The organism is Streptomyces sp. NPDC017095 (assembly GCF_044332325.1).
GTDB lineage: Bacteria > Actinomycetota > Actinomycetes > Streptomycetales > Streptomycetaceae > Streptomyces.
In genome coordinates this window covers 22,516-40,339 of record NZ_JBIROU010000019.1, presented here as the reverse complement: position 1 = coordinate 40,339, position 17,824 = coordinate 22,516, and the positions used below count along the sequence as shown (strand labels likewise).

General features: G+C 76.5%; 12 protein-coding genes and 1 pseudogene. 8 read left to right on the top strand and 5 right to left on the bottom strand.

Annotated features, from left to right (window positions below):
* Nucleotides 1–2 precede the first annotated feature (2 nt).
* The 4 genes from ACH4OA_RS29925 to ACH4OA_RS29910 all read right to left on the bottom strand — a co-directional run bounded on the left by ACH4OA_RS29925 (nucleotide 3) and on the right by ACH4OA_RS29910 (nucleotide 2,883).
* A complete protein-coding gene (locus tag ACH4OA_RS29925) occupies nucleotides 3–413 on the bottom strand; it encodes a hypothetical protein (RefSeq protein WP_397972300.1) in 411 nt (136 codons plus the stop codon).
* Between the two features lie 266 nt (nucleotides 414–679).
* Nucleotides 680–907: a hypothetical protein gene (locus tag ACH4OA_RS29920; RefSeq protein ID WP_397940952.1), complete on the bottom strand. Its 228-nt coding sequence runs from the start codon at nucleotides 905–907 to the stop codon at nucleotides 680–682.
* A gap of 120 nt (nucleotides 908–1,027) precedes the next feature.
* Nucleotides 1,028–1,813, bottom strand: a complete 786-nt coding sequence (locus tag ACH4OA_RS29915) for a DUF6585 family protein (RefSeq protein WP_397972297.1) — start codon at nucleotides 1,811–1,813, stop codon at nucleotides 1,028–1,030.
* Nucleotides 1,810–2,883, bottom strand: coding sequence for a BTAD domain-containing putative transcriptional regulator (locus tag ACH4OA_RS29910; protein ID WP_397972294.1), 1,074 nt, complete (start codon nucleotides 2,881–2,883; stop codon nucleotides 1,810–1,812). Before ACH4OA_RS29910 ends, ACH4OA_RS29915 begins: the two co-directional genes overlap by 4 nt.
* A gap of 180 nt (nucleotides 2,884–3,063) precedes the next feature.
* Between ACH4OA_RS29910 and ACH4OA_RS29905 the strand changes: the two genes are divergently transcribed.
* Nucleotides 3,064–5,487 (top strand): helix-turn-helix domain-containing protein, encoded by a 2,424-nt coding sequence (locus ACH4OA_RS29905; protein WP_397972291.1) that lies wholly within the window; start codon nucleotides 3,064–3,066, stop codon nucleotides 5,485–5,487.
* A gap of 124 nt (nucleotides 5,488–5,611) precedes the next feature.
* Here the strand turns inward: ACH4OA_RS29905 and ACH4OA_RS29900 are convergent, their stop codons facing one another.
* Complete coding sequence (locus tag ACH4OA_RS29900; RefSeq protein WP_397972288.1) at nucleotides 5,612–6,220, bottom strand: ribosome-inactivating family protein; 609 nt, start codon at nucleotides 6,218–6,220, stop codon at nucleotides 5,612–5,614.
* Nucleotides 6,221–6,571: 351 nt separating this feature from the next.
* Between ACH4OA_RS29900 and ACH4OA_RS29895 the strand changes: the two genes are divergently transcribed.
* The 7 genes and pseudogenes from ACH4OA_RS29895 to ACH4OA_RS29865 all read left to right on the top strand — a co-directional run.
* A complete protein-coding gene (locus tag ACH4OA_RS29895) occupies nucleotides 6,572–6,769 on the top strand; it encodes a thiazolylpeptide-type bacteriocin (protein WP_365882269.1) in 198 nt (65 codons plus the stop codon).
* Nucleotides 6,770–6,961: 192 nt separating this feature from the next.
* Nucleotides 6,962–10,117, top strand: a complete 3,156-nt coding sequence (locus ACH4OA_RS29890) for a lantibiotic dehydratase (protein ID WP_397972285.1) — start codon at nucleotides 6,962–6,964, stop codon at nucleotides 10,115–10,117.
* Entirely contained in the window at nucleotides 10,114–11,301 is a 1,188-nt protein-coding gene (locus ACH4OA_RS29885; protein ID WP_397972282.1) for a hypothetical protein, read from the top strand. Before ACH4OA_RS29890 ends, ACH4OA_RS29885 begins: the two co-directional genes overlap by 4 nt.
* The gene (locus tag ACH4OA_RS29880) at nucleotides 11,298–13,448 is read left to right on the top strand and encodes a hypothetical protein (RefSeq protein WP_397972279.1); all 2,151 of its coding nucleotides are present in this window, start codon (nucleotides 11,298–11,300) and stop codon (nucleotides 13,446–13,448) included. Before ACH4OA_RS29885 ends, ACH4OA_RS29880 begins: the two co-directional genes overlap by 4 nt.
* On the top strand, nucleotides 13,445–15,433 hold the full coding sequence (locus ACH4OA_RS29875; protein ID WP_397972276.1) for a TOMM precursor leader peptide-binding protein: 1,989 nt from the start codon (nucleotides 13,445–13,447) through the stop codon (nucleotides 15,431–15,433). The genes ACH4OA_RS29880 and ACH4OA_RS29875 overlap by 4 nt, the downstream gene beginning before the upstream one ends.
* A gap of 7 nt (nucleotides 15,434–15,440) precedes the next feature.
* Complete coding sequence (locus ACH4OA_RS29870) at nucleotides 15,441–17,162, top strand: thiopeptide-type bacteriocin biosynthesis protein (protein ID WP_397972273.1); 1,722 nt, start codon at nucleotides 15,441–15,443, stop codon at nucleotides 17,160–17,162.
* 99 nt (nucleotides 17,163–17,261) lie between these two features.
* Nucleotides 17,262–17,771 (top strand): annotated as a pseudogene (locus ACH4OA_RS29865) (DUF1203 domain-containing protein); the annotation flags it as partial.
* Between the last annotated feature and the right edge of the window lie 53 nt (nucleotides 17,772–17,824).

Genomic DNA, 17,824 nt, shown 5'->3' with positions numbered 1-17,824 from the left:
GGTCACCTCTTGGTGATGTTGATGTCACGTCCGGCCATGGTGACGCGCGAGCGCCCCGACGCGTGGGCGGTCAGCCGGACACCGCCGGCCGGCGGTGCGTCCGTGTCGGTCCTGGGTCCCAACTCGTCGATCAGCCGCCGCAGTTCGAGCACCATGTCCGGGTTGGCGGTCAGCAGCCGACGCAGCCGCGTCCGCCATTCGCCGACGAGTTCGCGCTCGGCCCGCTCGTCCCCGTTGCGCCGGGCGGCGAGCACTTCGGCGCGCGCCTCCCCCAGCTCGGCCAGCACCCTGTCCGCCCGCTCGGGGTGCGCCCGGCGCCACAGCCCGCCCAGCGCCCGCTGCGCGCGCTCCCAGCCGGCCGTCGCCGCCGCGCTGACGAGCGTCGACGCGGCCAGGTGCACCAGTTCTTCCATTGCCGTACTCCTGTGTCTGCTCGATGTGCCGGGTCGCTGGGTGCGCGTCCCTGGGGAGACCGGGGCGCTGGGGGCGTGTCCCCGGGGGTGCCGGGGAAGCGGGGGGCGTGTCGTCGGGTCGTCGGGGCGTCGAGGTGCGGGCGTCGGGCGGGCGGGTGGCCGTGGAACGGGGCTATGGGCGCGTGGGCGCCGGGCGGGCGGGGGCCGTGGAACGGGGGCGAGCGCGGACCCGCTCGGGCGAACGGGTCCGCCGCACCAAGAGGCGGTCAGTGCCGGGAGGCGATGATCAGGAGCAGGACCAGGACGCCGAGGGCGATCAGGCATCCGGCGCCTCCGGAAGACGATCCCTTGCGGAACTCGACCGTCCCGCCGGGGACGACACGCGGATGACTCCGGCCGTAGTGGGCCTCGATCGCCTTCGCTCCCGTGGATTCGCTTCCCCAGGCGGTCCGGTGGCCGCACTCGCCGCACCGGTACCGGTATCCGTCAGCCATCACTGTCTCCTTCTCGTTCGTGGGTCTCGTTCGTGGGTCTCGTTCGTGGGTGGTGGCCCCGGCCGGGCCGGCGGGTGCCGGGTGCGGCCGGGAAGGTTCCCGTGAGGCAGGGGCCGTACGTCAGTCGTCGGTGGCGGCACCGGCGAGGTGTTCGGCGAGGGCGTGCAGGACGCAGAGGTTCGGGATCCCGGACGCGACGGCGGTCCACACCTGCCAGCGTCCGGCGACGCGGACGGCGACGACACCGTTGCCGGTCTCGATCCGCTGGACCTGCGCCCAGCGCAGAGCCCTCCCGCCCGAGCCGACCTCGTCCCGGGTGAGCCATACGGGACCGAAGGCCAGCCGTGCCCCCCGGCGCAGCGCGGCCAGCGCGTGCGGCAGTTGCGCGTCGACGACGCCTCGGCGGATCGCGGGCCACCACTCCTCCGGCCGGCCGAAGTCGCCGCAGCGCAGCATGATCCGCTCACCGTCGACGTCGACGAGCGACAGGGCACGGGTGACGCCCCGCGAGGAGAGCACCCTGCGCCGGTGCACCACCGTGGTGTCGAAGCGGACGACATGGACCCGACATGCCCGTCCGCCGGCGGCGGCCGTCATCCCGTACTCGTACAGGTCCAGCCGCGCACCCGTGCCCGTGACCGGGCCCCAGACCCGCGGCAGACGACGCGCCCTCGCCACGGAGCCGCCCCCGATCCGCAGCAGGCGACGCACCCGCGCCACCGGCCCGCCGCCGGCCCCCGGCAGGCGAGGCGTGTCCGCGCCGGCGGTCCGCCCGGTCCCGGGTTCGGCGCGCGGCGGACGGTAGGTGACGAGCCGCCTGCCGAGCTGTGCCCGGCCCGCTGCCGCCGAGACCCGCGCGAGCAGCAGCTCCTCTTCGCGTCCGCGGGGGACGGCTTCCCCGCTCACGCCGCGCCCGCCCGCAGGCCGGCGGTGCCGGCGGCGTCCCCGCGCAGGACCGCCCGCCGGGCCAGCGACAGCTCTTCGCCGGGCGCCACCCCCAGGTCGTCGGCGAGGTGGCGGCGGGCACGGTCGTAGACGGCCAGCGCCTCGGCCCGCCGGCCGCCGCACCGCAGCGCGTGCATCAGCGCCGCGGCGACCGGTTCGTTCAGCGGCTCCTCCAGGGCCAGGGCGGACAGGCCGGTGATCGCCTCGTCGTGCCAGCCGAGCCGCATCTGCCACTGCGCCGCCCGCTGCGCCAGGGCGACCCTGCGCCGGGTGAGCCGCAGCCGCTCCGACTCGGCCAGCGGCCCGGGCAGTCCGGCCAACGGCTCACCGCGGAACAGCTCCAGCGCGCGGGCGCACAGCCGCACGGCCTCGGACAGATCACCGGCGCGTGCGGCCTCCCCGGACCGGGCGGCGAGGTCCTCCACGCACAGCACGTCCACCTCGGCCACATCGCGGACCAGTCCGTATCCGTACCGGTCGCGCCGGATCACCGAGTCCGGACGCTCCCCGAGACGCAGTTTCTTGCGCAGCCGGTAGACGTAGACCGGTACGACGTTGCCGTCCGGCATGTCCCTGCCCCACACGGCGTCGAGGAGGTGCCGCCGGCTGACGGAACGCCCCGCGCTCAGCGCCAGCGCCGCCAGCACGGCCTGCTGCCGTACCGGTCCGACGTCCACGGGCCGCCCCGCGAGGCTCGTCCGCAGCGGACCGAGCACCGACACCCGGAGCCGGGGACCGCCGTCGTCCGTCCGCCGTCCGGCGGCGGTCCCCGGCGCCGGTCCGCGCGGGCCCTGTCCGGGGACGACCAGACCGCAGTCGAAGGCGCGCACGATGGCGGCGGCCCGGTCCCGCAGCCCCAGCTTTCCGAGGACACGGCCGACCCGCTCCGCCACCACGTACTCGGGCAGGTCGAGGACGGCGGCGATCTCGGTGTCCGCCAGGCCGCAGCCGAGCGCGCGCAGCACCTCGCGTTCCTGGGCGGTGAGGACCGTACCGCCCGGGGTGCCCCGGGCTGCGATCGTCGTCGGCATGGCGACTCCCTGTTCTCCGGACCGGTCGGCGCACTGGCCCCGGTCGGCCACCTCGATGCCGTCGAGGCTCGCCGCCGTGCGGGAAGTGTGGACAGAGCATGGAACCGGTCATATGTGACCGGTGCCCGCGCTACAGTCCCCACCTGCGGAAAGGCTGACGACTCAGGGGGAAGGCCGGGCATGGTGGCCAGGGGGTTCGGCGCGGTCCTGCGGCGGCTGCGCGAGGAGGCGGGGCTGACGCAGGACGAGTTGGAACGGCGTTCCGGGGTCAGCGTGAGCACCATCCGCGGTCTGGAGACCGGCAAGCGCGGCAACCCGCGGATGACCACGGTGCGGCAGCTGGCCGACGCGCTGGCCCTGCGGAGCGCGGACCGCGAGGAGTTGCTGAGCGCCGCCGTCCCGGGGGACCCGGGCGGTGGTCCGGGCACACCGGGCGACGCGGGACGGCCGGGCGGTGGCACGGGCGCTGCGGACGGCCCGGGATCGCCGGCCGGCGGCGCGGGCACCCCGGGCGTCACTGGTGTACCGGCCGGTGGTGCGAACGCTCCCGACGGCGCGGGTGTGCCGGGCGGCGGCGCCGGCGCTGCGGGCGGCCCGGGTGGTGTAGCGGGGGCGGGGGACGCCCTGGCGGAGGCGGCCGGGGAGCTGGCGAAGGCGGTGGCGGCCCGCTGGCAGCGCGAGGAGGAACACCGGCGGATCCAGGATCCCTTTCCGCTGCCGGTCCGCTGGACGGCTGCCCCCGACACCCTCACCGACCACTGGGCCAACATCCGCCGCCTCCCGCCCGGGGCCGCGAGCGGTCCGCTCGACCTGAGCGGGGATCTGGACGGGATCGCGCGGACCTACCGCAGCATCCCCTCCGGGCGGCTGGTGGTCCTCGGCAGGTCCGGGTCCGGGAAGACGGTCCTGACCCTGCGCTTCGTCCTCGACCACCTGAAGACGCGGAAGCCCGCGGAACCCGTTCCGGTGATCTTCAGCATCGGTGCCTGGAATCCCACGACCCGCACCCTGCGCGACTGGCTGACCGACCAGCTGACGCGCGACCACCCCGGCACGGCCGCCCGGGGGCCCGGCAGGGTGAGCCTGGCCGCCGCGCTGGTCGACTCCGGCCGCGTACTGCCGGTACTGGACGGCTTCGACGAGATGGCCGACGGACTGCGCCGCCCCGCGCTCGAAGCCCTCAACGCCACCACCCTCCCCCTCCTGCTCACCAGCCGCCCCGCCGAGTATGCCGCCGCCGTCGCGGAGACCGACGTGCTGACCTCGGCCGCCTCGGTCGAACTCACCGACCTCACCGTCGACGACCTGGACCACTACCTGCCCCGCACCACCCGCAAGTCCGACCCCGCGGACCCCGGGCGGGGCGCCTGGGACCGTGTGCTGAAGAAGCTGCGCGAGCCGTCACCGGACGGACCGGCGGGCCCGCTGGCCACGGCCCTGGCGACCCCGCTGATGGTCGCGCTCGCCCGCACCGTCTACAGCGACACCCCGCAGTACGATCCGGCCGTCCTGCTCGACACCGAACGGTTCGGCAGCGTGCGCGCGGTGGAGGAGCACCTGCTCGACAGCTTCCTCCCCACCGTCTACCACGCGCCCCGGCCGGACGGGCGGGACTGGAACGCGGACCGGGCCCGGAAGTGGCTCGGCTACCTCGCCCGCCACCTGGCCGAGCTGGAGACCCCCGACCTGGCCTGGTGGCGGCTCGGCCACGGTCTGCGCCGCTCCACCCGCTCCCTGGTCACCGCCCTCGTCACCGGACTGGCCATCGCACTGGTCGACGGCCTGGTCGCCCTCGCCTTCCACGGCTCGCTCGTCGGGGCCCTCCTGGACGGGGCCGTCGTCGGGCTCCTCGCCGGCTTCCTGTTCGGGCTCGTGCACTGGCTGACGTACACGGTCACGGGCAAGGACGTCACGCCGTCGGCCGTACGCCTGCGCATCCGCGGCCGGCCGCCGGCCACCACGTGGACGGCCGGGCCCCGGCTGGTGATCGGCACCCTGGGCGGCGCGTTCTTCGGCCTCTCCTACGGCGGTCTGATCGGTCTGCTGCACGCGTACCTCTGGAGAACCGGCCTCGCGTCCGGGCTGTACCTGGTGCTCGTCGACGCGATCGTCTACGGTCTTGTCTTCGCCGGCGGCACCGGGCTCACCTTCTGCCTCATCGGCCTCCTCGAAACGCCCCTCGACATCGTCTCCGCCGTCAGCCCGCGCAGCGTCCTGAGCACGGACCGCAGGACGACGCTCACCCAACTCGTCGTCTGGACACCCGTGTTCGGAGCGACGGTCGGACTCGGCGCCGGGCTGGTGGTCGACCTGCTGCAAGGGCACCTGGGGCAACTCGTCCTGGACCCGGCAGCCAGTCTCCGGCTCGGCGTCATCAGCGGTCTCGGCGGCGCCCTCGGCTACACCCTGAGCCTGACCGCCTGGGGCCAGTGGTGCGTGCTCACCCGCATCTGGCTGCCGCTGACCGGACACCTGCCCTGGGCGGTCGTCACCTTCCTGGACGACGCCTACCAGCGGGGTGTCCTGCGGCAGGCCGGCGCGGTCCACCAGTTCCGCCACGCCCGTCTGCAGAGCCATCTCGCCCGGGCCCACCGCCGTGGATGAGCCGCCACCGGGCCGGGCTTCGCCGTGATTCCATCGCCGCCGCCCAGCGTCCGAAGCGTCCGGCACCGCGTCCGGCACCACCTCCGACTCCGTGTCCGACTCCGTGCCGTGGGCACCCTCGGCTTCACCTCGGCGGGGCGGGGCCCCGAGTCGGCTCCCAGCGGGGTCTGGTGCCAGTTGCGGATGTTGTCCCGGACCCGGTGTCCCCGTCGGCCCGGCCGAGCACCTGCATCGCGTGGTACATGGTGTTGGGTTCGGGGACGAGGGTCTGCCTGTCGTTGCCGCCCGCGAGGTCGCCGTAGTTGCCGCTGCCGACGAGACCGACACTGCCGGTGCCGAGCGCGTTCATGAACTGCGCCGTCCGGTCGTTGAGGGCGAAGTGCCGGTTGGTGGACGGGGTGTAGACGCCGGCGACGTAGAGGTTGTCCGCCCACAGGTAGACGGACGCGAGGTGGCGGTCGTTCGTGTCCAGCACCCTGACCTGGATGAGGCGCCCCTGCTCGGTCGTCGTCTGGGTGAGGCCGTCGTAATGGGTCGGCAGCCCATAGCTGAGCCGGTGGATGTCGGCGACGAGGTCGTAGTAGCGCTGCGCTGTTCCGTGCCGCCGGTCCGGGCCACCGCGCAGCCGAAGTTGACCGATAGCGCACCCCTGGGCGTATGACGTGCGCCACTCCGACGGGTCCGATTCGCGCCGGGATATCCGGAGGAGTCGGCTCCCGATCGCCGGAGGCACGACGTCCGCCTGGCGGAATCCGCACTCACCCCATGGACAACCGGGAAAGATCCCTCACAGAAAGGACACGGGTCTCTACACCGCCTCCATCAGAGGTGGACCGACCGCGTCCGTACCGCCGTGCCGCACCAGGCCAAGACGCGGCGAACCGGGACGATCACAACGGGCCAATGTCCGGATCGGTCTTGCTGCCGTTCCCGCCCGACACCACACTCGACTGCTGTAAGGCGAATGATCGTTCGGTTTCTCCCGCTGTGAGCGCAGTTCCCAGCCATGCCGTCTTCCGGCATGTACGCACCGGCATCTCGCCGGCGCGTTCCGCTCTTCCCCTACCTCCCGAAGGAGTTCGTCATGTCCCGTGACCAGCAGGACGCCCTGGAGCTTCAGGACCTCGCCCTCGACACGGACCTGGACCTCAGCGACCTGACCGTGACGTCGCTGCGCGACACCGCCGCGCTGCCCGAGAACGGCGCCTCGTGGGGTTCGTGCTCCTGCCAGGCCTCGTCGTCCTGTGCGCAGCCGCAGGAGAACGGACCTGTGGCCCTCTGACCCCGCGCAGGCCCCGGACGGACTGAGGCCCTTCACGTCCGAAGGGCCACAGGTGCCGCCCTGATGCTCCGCCGGTCTCGCCTCCCGCGAGGCCGGCGGGTGCGAAACGGCTCGTGTTCCGGCCGTCCCGTCGATCCCGTCCGCTGCGTCGATCCCGTCCGCCCTCCGAGCCGTACGCCGGGAGCCCCTGTCATGTCGTACCCCGTCCCGCCGGCCGCCCCGGTGCGCGTGCCGCCGCCCGGCCGGGCCGGCCCGTCCGCACCGGTCGCGGCAGACACTCCGGCGGACCCGTACGACGAGGTGGACGGCTGCGGCACGGCGGACCCGTACGACGAGGTGGACCGTTGCGACCCGGCGGAGCCGGCCGACGAGGTGGACGGCTGCGGCGCGGCGGAGCCGTACGAGCGGACGGCGCCGTACGCCCTGGTCCGTACGACCCTGCTCGCGTACTCCGCCGAGACCGCCCCTTCCGCCGCCGTGCGGGCCCTGCTCTCCCGGCTCACCGCCCTGGCCGCCCGGGACGCCGGTCTGCGGACCGTCCTGTGCGACGACCTCTTCGCCGCGCGCGCCGCCCACGACGAGGACTTCCACCGCCAGGTGGTCCTGCCGCTCCGCCGTGCCCTGCACAACGGCCGCGAGCCCCGCCCCGCCCTCCTCGGCCGGCTCGGCACCCTTCCCGGTCGGGTGCCGCGGCTCGCCGAGTGGCTCGCCCTGCGCGAGACGCGCGTCCGGCTGCTCGCCGAGCTGGGCACGGCCGTCCCGCCCGCCCTGGCCGCCGAGCGCGCCGCGCTCACCGACCTCTGCCGCTCCCCCGCCTTCGCCCGCGCCGTCGCCCTGACCAGCGCCGACCTGCTGCGGGCGGTCGGCCGGGCCGGCCGGGACGCGACCGGGCGGCGGGCACGCAAGGAGGAGGCCTCGGTCCTCCGGCACGCCCTGCGGGCCAGTACGAAGACCAGTCCCCTGTCGTGGTTCACGGCCGTCGGGTGGGCGGCCGAGCCGTTCGCCACCACGGCCGGTGCCGCCGCCACGGCCGCCTTCGCGTCCGCGCCCGGTACGGCACCCACCGCCCCCGTCTCCGTCGTCAAGGAGAACCGCACGCTCGTCACCGCGCTCACCGCGGCCCTGCTCGACGAGCCGCGCCGCCGCCGCGCCCTCCCCCACCGGTTGACGAGCACCGCGCGGGTGACCGACGGGCGGGCCCGCTTCGCCCGCGCGGAGGCGCTGTTCGCCGGCGGCCGGTACCTGGTCAGCCAGGAGGACGCGGTCGAGGTGGCCGCCCGCCCCGCGCTGGACACGCTGGCCGCCGCCCTCGCCGACGGTCCGCTGACCCTCGGCGCGCTGACCGCCCGGCTCGCGGCCGGGCTGGGACGCACGGCCGGCGACTCCGCCGTCGCGCAGTTCGTGGACCGGCTCGCCGACTCGGGACTGCTCGTGCCCGCCGAGCCCGTCGACCCGCAGCACCCGGCTGTCCTCCTGGCACTCGCCGACTGGCTGCGCGCCTGGCCCGCGGACGCCGCCCTGGCCGACCGGATCACCCGGCTCGCCCAGGACACACGGCGGTTCCGCGACGCCCCCGCCACCGAGCGCCCCGCCCTGCTCGCCGCCCTGACCGGCCGCTGGCACGAGCTGCTGGCCGACGCCGGCCGGCCCGTCCCGTCCGACGCGGCCCCGCTGACGGTCCTCACCGAGGACGTCGTCGTCCCCGCCCCCCTGTCCCCACACCGCCCGTCGGCCGCACCGGACCCGGACGGACACCCGTCCGCCGCAACGGACTTGGACGAACACCCGCCGGCCGTACCGGACCCACACGGACACCCGTTCCCCGCACCGGATCCGCACGGGCACCCGTCCGCCACACCGGACCCGCTCAACCACCCATTCCTCGCACCGCACTTGGACGGACGCCCGCCGGCCGCGCCGGGCGCCGGCGGACGCGCGCCGGGAGTGCCGTACGAGGACCGGCCCGCCGGGTTCGAGCCGCTCACTCCGGCCGATCGCACCGCGCTCACCGAACTCACCGCGCTGGCCGAGCTGTTCGACCTCGGACACGTGATGAGCCGGGTCGCCCGGGACCGCTTCGTCGCCCGGTACGGAGTGGGCGGCGTCTGCCGTGACCCGTGGGACTTCGGCGCCGACACCGCCGCCGCCTGGGAGGAGTCCGGCCGCCATATGGCCCGGCGGTCCGACGACCCCGAGCTGCCTGCCGGACTGACCGGACTGGCGCGACTGCGCGAAGAGTTCGCCGTACTGGCGCGAGAGGCGGCGGGGCCGGACGGACAGGGCGTCCCCGAGATCGTCCTGCCGGCCGGGCCCGTCCGCGCCCTCGCCGCCCGGCTGCCCGACTGGACGGCCGCCCGGCCGCTCAGCTACTCCTGCTTCGTCCAACGGGCGCACGAAGCGAGCCTGTTGTGCGTCAACCACGTCTACGGCGGCTGGGGCCGGTTCACCAGCCGCTTCCTCGACGCCCTGCCGGCGAGCGCCGCGGCCGCGGTCGGCGAGCGCGTCCGGCGCGGCCTCATGGGCGCGCGGGCGGCGCAGATCCGGCCGGTGGGCGGGTTCAACGCGAACCTGCACCCGCTGCTGCTCGCCGAGGAGATCGGCCCCGACCGCGGCCGGACGGCCCTCGCCGAGGCCGACCTCGATCTCGTCCACGACCCGGCCTCCGACCGGCTGCGGTTCCGGGTACGGGCGACCGGCGACCTGCTGGACGTGCTCTACCTGGGCTTCCTCGCCCCGGTCATGCTGCCGCAGCGGCTCGCGCCGTACCTCTGCGACCACCCGGCGGGCGTGGTGGACTTCCGCCCGCTGCTGCCCCGGCACGTCCTGGCCGCGCCGGGCGGCCAGGTGGTCCGTACGGCACGGCTGCGCCACCGCCATCTGGTGCTGGCGCGGCGCCGCTGGCACCTCGGCCCGGGCGCGCTGGACGCGCTGCGCGCGGACCTCGCCGCGGAGGAGCGGGAGGTGCCGGCCGCCGCGCGGGAGCATGCCGTGCCGGCCGCCGCCGTGGCCCGCTGGCGGGCTCTGCTGGACCTGCCGGAACAGCTGTTCGTGCACCCGGTGCCGCGGCCCCCGGCCGGACGCGCCGTCGACGACTTCGTCGCACGGCTGCGGGCGCCCAAGCCACAGGCGCTCGACCTGGGCAACGCGCTGCACCTGCGCTGCCTGGGCACCTGGCTGGCGCGCCACCCCGAGGGCGTCGTCCTGGAGGAGGCCCTGCCCGCCTTCGGCGGCCGGGACCGGCCCGCCCATGCCGTCGAGTCCGTCGTCGAGACGTACCGCCCGGCCCGCCGCCGTACCGCGGGCCGGGCCGCCACCGAGCCCGTCCCCCGCACAGGAGGCACCCGATGAACGCCCCGGCCGGCCCCGACCGCGCCGCCGCCCCCGCCGGCCCGGTGGCGCCCGGCTCCGCCGGGGCCCTCGACGTGGTGCTGTACGACTACCGCGAGGACAAGGCCCCGCTGCTGCGCGAGGTGGTGCTGCCGCTGGCCCGCGGGGCCACCGCCGACGGGCTGACCGCGCACGTCGAGCGCCACTGGCTGTACGGCCCGCACGTGCGGCTCCGGCTGCGCGGGACGCCCGGCCCGGTCGCCGCCGTCGCCGAGCGCGCCGCGGCCACCCTGCGGAGCCGGACCGCCGGCCGTCCCCCGGCCACCCGCGTCACCGAGGCCGAACTCCTCGCCCGGGCCGCGGTGGCCGGCCGCGCCGAGCTGATCGCCCCGCCGTACGGTCCGCTGGTACCGGACGGCACGGTCCGCGTCGAACCGGTCGACCAGTCGTCCCTGCGCGCCCTGATCGGGCCCGACGGGGTCCGGCTCCGCGACGACCTGCTGGCGCTGGGGCTGCCGGCGCTGGAGAGCGGGTGCGCGTTCCTGGGCGGGCACGGCGACGCGCCCGCCGCCCGGGTGCAGCTCGCGGTCGCTGCGCTGGCCGCGCACGCCGCGGCGCATCCGGAGGGGCTGATCGGCGGCCATTATTCGTTCGTCTCGCACCTGGAGGACTTCCTGGTGTACGAGGACGAGGGCGGGCGGCTGCGGGCGGCCTTCGAGCGCCGGTGGGAGGCCACGGGGCCGGCCGTCACCTCCCTGGTCGGGCGGATCGCGGACGGCGGGGCGGCCGGCTGGGAGCGCGCCTGGGCCGACTGGTCCGCCGAGGCGTGGCGCGTCACGGAGGGACGGCTGGCCGCGGGCGCGGACCTCGCCGGGGACCCGCGCGAGTACCGGGACCGGACGGCGGCGCTCGGCGACCCGGCGGTGGCCGAACGCTGGGACCGGGACGCACGCACCCGGTACAGCGAGTTCCACCGCCGGCTGCGCCGCTCGGACCCGCGGGGCACGATGTGGAGCCGGCCCGACTATCTGATCTACCGGGCCTGTACGAACGCGCTCTACCGGCTGTTCGCGATCTGCGACGTACGGCCCGTGGAGCGTTACCTCGCCGCGCACCTGCTCGTGCGCGCGGTGCCGGAGCTCACCGGGCACACCTGGCAGGCCCGCGTCGACGAGGTGATCGCAAGCGTGGAGGGTCCGGCATGACGACCGCTCCCGCCGCGGCGGGCCCGCCGGACAGCCCGCCGGACCACCCCGTCCCGGGCCTGGAGCCCGCGCCGCCGGCACCCGAACCCGCCCCTGCCGCCGGACCCTTGCCGGGACCGGGGCCGGTACAACGGCTGCGGCTGCGGCCCGGCGTGACCGTCACCCCGCTGCTCGCGGGCCTGCACCTGCGCGGCCGTGGCGTCGGCGTCACTTTGGAGGGCAGCCGCGCGCTGCCGGCCCTGTGGCGGCTGCTCGCCGACCGGTTCACCACGGAGCCGACCGGTGCGGACCCGCTCACCACGGAGACGCCCGGTTCCGACCGGCTCACCATGGAGACGCCCGGTGCGGACCCGCTCACCACGGAGTCGTCCGGTTCCGATCGGCTCACCCCTGAGCCGCCCGGAACCGACCGGCTCACCACGAAGTCGCCCGGTACGGACCCGCTCCCCGTGGAGCACCCGGTGGGCGGCGCCGGCACCCGGGCCGAGGGCGCCACGGGTGATCCGGTCGACCCTCGGGTGGAGGCCGCGCTCGCCACGCTGACGGCCCGGCTGCGCGAGCACGACCTGCTGGTCGAGTATCCGGACGGCGCCGAACTCCCGCCCTGGCCCGGTGCGTCGGCCGCCCACCCGGCGCAGGCGGTCGACGCGATCCGGACCGCGCGGCCGGTCGTCGCCACACCGGACCCGCGGGGCCCGCTCGCCGTGAGCCTCGTCCAGGCGCTCCGCCGTTCCGGGGCGGCGCCTCGGGTCACCACCGACCGCCGACTGCCCCCGGACCAGGCCGTGGTCACCGCCGACGCGCCGTCCGGAGCCGTGGCGCTGGCCTTGTCCTGCGCAGCCGACGGCGGCTTCGTCACCGAGCCCGGGCCCGCGCGACGCGCCCGCCGCGACGCCGCCGCCATCGCCGCCCGCCTCGGCACCGACGACACGGCCGGGGCCGGCACGGCCACCGACGCCGTCACCGGAACCGGCACCACGCCGTCCCGGACGTCCGCCGGTGCGGGGGCGCCACGGCGGGCGGCCGCCGGGGCGGAGGGGCCGTCGCGCACGCAGGCCGCGCTGCTCGCCGGCGCGGCGGCCGGACGGCTGCTCGCGGCCGTCGCCGGCCTGCCCGATCCCGCCGGGTCCGAGGACGCCTCCCGCACGGCGGCGGCCCGGCATCCGGCCGTCCTGATCGCCCGGACCGACCCGCCGGAAGCGACGTACCACCCGTGGGCCGGGGCCCCGCGCGCCGCCCGCCGACGGCCGGACGCCCCGCCCGCCCCGGACCTCGCGGAGGCCCTGCGCCGGGTCACGGAGCTGGGCGACCCGCGTCTCGGCGTGCTCGACGCACCGCTGCCCGCGGACCTGCCGCAGCTCCCCGCGTCGCTCGTGGCGTGCCGGACCCCGGCGGGGCTGCTGGTCTCCGGGGCGGTACGGGCGGACCTCGCCCGGCTGGACGCGGCCTGCCGGGCTGCCGAACTCGCCCTGGGCGACGGCCCGTCGGCGCCGGTCGTCGGAGCGGACCCCGACCACGCCCACGGCCGGGCGCTGCGCCGCGCCGTCCTGGCCGGCATGAATCGGGAAGCCGCACAGCCCGCGCCGAAGGCGGGACCGGCCGCCGCGAACGGCGTCGCGGACGACGCCTGGCGCACCCACCCGCAGGCCCGCCACTGGTGGACCGTGCTGACCGAACGCATGGGCCGTGCCGCCGAGTTGTCGGTCCGGCGGCTCGGTGCCGAAGACGTCCACGCGGCCGTCGTCCGGGTCCGGCCGGCCGGTGGAGGTGCCGGCGCCGGCCACGGCACGGTGAGCCGGGCCGTCGAGGCCACCGCGGCCGACGCCGTGGCTCTCGCCGCGCTGGACGCGGTCACCCGCGTGATGGCGGCGGAGCACGTGCCGGGCGCCGCGCGGCACACCGCGCTCAGCGGCGCCGCGGCCCCGCTCGCCGCGGCCGGTGCCGAGCCGGCCGGCTGGGCGGACGAGGGCTGGGCCGATGTCTGGCTGGCCGGGATCGCCGCCCGGGAGCCGGCCCTGCGTGCCGCGCTGCGCCGCCTGACGGGCGTGTGCCCCCCACCGTGGCGGGACACCGGCCGCTCGCCTCTCGCCGAGGCGCTGCGCGCGTCCGGGTTCACGGTCCTCACCGGAACCGGAGGTCCGCGATGAACGCCCCGGACGCGTACGGCCTCCCCGTCCCGGTCCTCGATCCGGCGGCGGCGCTCACGACCGTCCGCGGATCCGCCGTGGTGCGGCTGACGGAGTGGGACCTCGCGCTGGCCGAGCGGCTCAGCAGGCACGCCCTGGCGCACCCGGTGCGGTTCGTGCCGGTGCGCGAGGACGGGGCGCTGACCGTGATCGGGCCCGTACTGCACCCCGGGGCGCGGGCCTGCGTCGCCTGTGCGGAGCACCAGCGGCTGGCCACGGCGGGCGGCCGGGTGCCGTGGCACAGCCCGCGGCTGGCACTCGGCGGCACCGGGACCCCGCCGCTGGCCGAAGCGGCACTGCGGCTCGCGGCGGACCTGCTGGCGGCCGGCCCACCCGGGACCGGCCCGCGCGCAACCGACCCGTCCGGGGCCGCCCCCCTGGCGTCCGGTCCCGGCGCGCCCGGTCCCGGCACGGCCGGCCCGTCCGGGGGCGAGGACCGGGCCGTCGTCCACGTCCTCCACGGTGACCGGTACACCTGGTCCAGCCACCGTGTCCGGCCGGTCGGGGGCTGCCCGGTGTGCCGGTCGCTGCCGGACGACTCGCCCGCGGGCGCCCGGTTGCCGGCCGGTCCCCGGCCGCTGCCCGACCCGTCGGTGCTGCGCGCCCCCAACACCCGCACCACACCTGTCCAGTTGCGGGAGGCGTTGCACGACGAGCGGTTCGGACCGGTGCGCCGGCTCTTCCGGTCCGAGGACTCCGCGTTCGCGCTGACCACGGCCTGGGTGACGGACGGCCGCTCGGTGGACGACGGAGGGTACGGCCGGTCGGGCGACTTCGAGTCCAGCGAACGGATCGCCCTGTTCGAGAGCGTGGAGCGGTTCGCCGGGATGCGGCCCCTCGGCCGCCGTACCGTGCTGCGCGCCTCGTACGCCGATCTCGTCGCCGCGGGCGGGTACGCCGTGCTGGACCCCGTCCGGCTCGGCCTGCCGGACCCCGAGTTCGCCGGCCATCCCGCGCGGCGGACCGTGCCGTACGCGCAGGATCTCGCGCTCGACTGGGTGTACGGCTGGTCGCTCACCGAGCGCCGCGCGCTGGCGGTGCCGGAGCACGTGGCGTACTGGGACGTGCCGGGCCCGGACCGGCCCCGGGTGGTGTACGAGTCCTCCAACGGCTGCGGACTGGGCAACAGTCCCCAGGAGGCCGCGCTGTACGGGCTGTTCGAGGTCGCCGAACGCGACGCCTTCCTGATGGCCTGGTACGCGCGCACCCCGCTGCCCCGCGTCGCGGTCCCCGCCGACGACCCCGAGGTCACCGCCCTCGCCGACCGCGCCGCACTGCTGCGCTACCGCCTGACCCTGCTGGACGCGACCAACGACCTGGGCGTCCCGGTGGTGATCTCGCTCTGCCGTTACGAGGGCACGCATCCCGGCGCGCCCCGCGCGTTCCTGGCCGCCGGGGCCCACCACGATCCCCGGGTGGCGATCCGGTCGGCGGTGGCGGAGGTGGTCACCAACGTGCAGGAGGCCGCGCGCCGTTCGGCCTCGGGAGGCCCCCGGGACCCGGAGCGGCTGCGGCCGATGCTGGACCGCCCCGAGCTGGTGCTGGACCTCGACGACCACGTCGGGCTCAACACGCTGCCCGAGGCGCAGCCCCGGCTGGACTTCCTGTCCGCCGGTCCCGCGGAGGTGCCGTGGCACGAGAGGTGGCCGGGGGCGCCCGAGCCGGTGACCGACCTGACCCGGCTGCTGGACCGCACCGTCGCTCGGCTGGCCGCCGAGGGCCTGGAGGTCGTCGCGGTCACCCAGGACGAGCCCGGCGTACGCGACCGACTGGGCCTGCACTGCGCCAAGGTGATCGTCCCCGGCACGCTGCCGATGACCTTCGGGCACGTCAACCGCCGTACCGCCGGACTGGAGCGGCTGCTGGCGGTGCCCCACCGGCTGGGCCGCGCCGGCCGGCCGCCGCGCCGCGACGAACTGCCCCTGCACCCCCACCCCTTCCCGTGAGGACGCGATGACGACCGCCCGCCACCGCCCCCGCCCGGCCACCGCCGGGGCCGCGCCCGAGGACTCCGCGCTCCCCTGGCACAGCCTCCACCTCGCGCTGCACACCGGCGGCGCGGGGACGGACGCGTTCGTCACCGAGGACCTCGCCCCGCTGATGGACGCACTGACCGCCGGTCCGGGCGCCGCCTGGTTCTTCATCCGCTACGGCGAGGGCGGCCCCCATCTGCGCATCCGCTTCCGGGGTCCGCTGCCCGCGGCTGCGGTGGCCGGACTGCCGGCGCGGCTCGCGGAGTTGGCGGCGGTCCGGCCGGCGGAGTTCACCGGCCCCTGGCCGCCGCGGCACGGCGAGGTGCGCGAGGTGCCCTACGTCCCGGAGACCGAGCGGTACGGGGGCCCCGCTGCGCTGCCCCTCGCCGAGGAGCTGTTCGCCCACTCCACCCGGGCGGCCGTCGAGGCTCTGCGCGCGACCCCGGACCGTGCCGCCCGGCTCCCGCTCGCCCTCGACCTCGCGCAGGCCACCGCCCACGCGCTCGGCCTGGACGAACTGCGGGCCGCGGGCTGGCTGCGCCGGCACGCCGCCTCCTGGCGCTGGATCACCGAGGTGGAACCGCTGCCCGGGGCCGCCGTCCACTCCCGGGTGAACTCGGTGTTCGCCGCCCAGCGGCCGGGCCTGGTACGGCGGGCCGCGGCCGTGCGCACCGGCCTGGACACGGGCACGGCCGCGCCGTGGCTCGCGGAGTGGGTGCGCCGGGTCGGTGCCGCGGACGACCGGTTGCGGGACGCCGTGCCCGCCGGGCAGGACGCCCGGCTGCCCTGGGTGTGGGCCTCCCAACTGCACATGCTGTTCAACCGGCTCGGTGTGACGCCCGACGAGGAACGGGCCGTGTGCCACCTCGCGGCCCGCACCCTGCTGGAGACCGAGGACGACCCGGGATTCTTCCCCACCGGGCACCGCGCGGCCGACTACCAGTACCTGGAGCGCAGCAAGTTCCGCATCGGGCGGGCCGAGGACACCGCGCTGCGCGACCTGTCGCCGCCGCCGGCCCCCTCGGCGGCCCGGCTGGCGGCCGAACGCCCTTTGCCCGCGGCCGCGTTGCCGGAGCTGTCGTTCGCCGAGACACTGCGCCGGCGCGTCTCCGTGCGCGGACCGCTGCGCGGGCCGCTGGACGCGGAGACCCTGGGCGGGGTGCTGTGGTCCGCGTACGCCCAGAGCCACACGACCCACCGGCCCCTCACCGATGGCACCGTACGCACCCTGCGGCACCGCCCGTACCCCAGCGCCGGCGCCCTCTACAGCGTGCGGGTGCGCCTGGTGGCGCTGGACGTCGCGGGGCTGGCCGCGGGCACGTACCACTGTGTGCCGGAGCGCCGCGCCCTGCTCCCGATCGGCCCGGCGCCGGCCGTCGCCGACTTGAAGGCGCTGTCGTCGTACCTCTCGCGGCCGGCGGACGACCCGGACGCGGTGGGCATCGACGAGGCCCCGGCGGTGCTCGCGGTCCATCTCGACCTCGGTCTGCTGCGCGGTCGCTACGGCCTGCGGGCGCTGCGGCTGGGCCTGCTGGAGGCCGGCCACCTCGCGCAGAACCTGCTGCTCACCTCGGCGGCTTTCGGCCTGTCCACCGTCCCGCTGGGCGGCCTCCACGACGACCTGGCCCACGAAGTCCTCGGCCTCGACGGCCTGGACGAGCCGGTCCAGTACCTCCTCCCACTGGGCCGCCCAGCATCCTGACGACGAGCACCGGCCACAGACTGTCCGTAAGGGCCCTGTCCGGAACCTGATGTCTGATTCCCGCCAGCACCGGTGCCGGGCGCCGCGCAGTCTGTGTGCATGACGACAGTGACGTATCAGCCGGCCGCCATCCCTCCACACGTTCTGGAGGAGCTGCGGCGGGGCGACGACGCCGGTGTGGTCCCCCGTCCTTACGTGTACGACATGGACGGAGCGCCCTTGCGCTGCTGCCTGCGCCGCAGCCGTGCCGGTGAGCGCATCTCGCTGGTGTCGTACGCCCCGCTGCGCCGGTGGGCCGCACAGACGGGCGCCGACCCGGGGGCCTACGACGAGGTGGGTCCGGTCTTCATCCACACCGGCCGCTGCCAGGGCCCGGATCCGGCGGGCGGCTATCCGTTCGCGGAGACGGGGGCGCTGCGCGTCTTCCGCCGCTACAGCGGTGACGGCAGGATCCTGGGGGGCGCGGTCGTGCGGTTGCCCAAGGAGCCGCGGCAGGCCCAGCTCACCGTGGACCAGGCGCTGGACGCGGCCTTCGCCGACCCCGCGGTCGCGCTCGTGCACGTGCGGGCGGTGGAGTTCGGCTGCTTCCAGTACGAGGTGCGCAGGCCCGGCCCGCCGGCCCGGCCCGGGTCCGCGGCGCCTCGGTCCGCCGGCCGCGGCCA

Excerpts from the sequence above, each read along its gene's own strand:
- ACH4OA_RS29925 (WP_397972300.1), bottom strand. The coding sequence starts at position 413 with ATGGAAGAACTGGTGCACCTGGCCGCGTCGACGCTCGTCAGCGCGGCG.
- ACH4OA_RS29920 (WP_397940952.1), bottom strand. The coding sequence starts at position 907 with ATGGCTGACGGATACCGGTACCGGTGCGGCGAGTGCGGCCACCGGACC.
- ACH4OA_RS29910 (WP_397972294.1), bottom strand. The coding sequence starts at position 2,883 with ATGCCGACGACGATCGCAGCCCGGGGCACCCCGGGCGGTACGGTCCTC.
- ACH4OA_RS29905 (WP_397972291.1), top strand. The coding sequence starts at position 3,064 with ATGGTGGCCAGGGGGTTCGGCGCGGTCCTGCGGCGGCTGCGCGAGGAG.
- ACH4OA_RS29895 (WP_365882269.1), top strand. The coding sequence starts at position 6,572 with ATGTCCCGTGACCAGCAGGACGCCCTGGAGCTTCAGGACCTCGCCCTC.
- ACH4OA_RS29890 (WP_397972285.1), top strand. The coding sequence starts at position 6,962 with ATGTCGTACCCCGTCCCGCCGGCCGCCCCGGTGCGCGTGCCGCCGCCC.
- ACH4OA_RS29885 (WP_397972282.1), top strand. The coding sequence starts at position 10,114 with ATGAACGCCCCGGCCGGCCCCGACCGCGCCGCCGCCCCCGCCGGCCCG.
- ACH4OA_RS29880 (WP_397972279.1), top strand. The coding sequence starts at position 11,298 with ATGACGACCGCTCCCGCCGCGGCGGGCCCGCCGGACAGCCCGCCGGAC.
- ACH4OA_RS29875 (WP_397972276.1), top strand. The coding sequence starts at position 13,445 with ATGAACGCCCCGGACGCGTACGGCCTCCCCGTCCCGGTCCTCGATCCG.
- ACH4OA_RS29870 (WP_397972273.1), top strand. The coding sequence starts at position 15,441 with ATGACGACCGCCCGCCACCGCCCCCGCCCGGCCACCGCCGGGGCCGCG.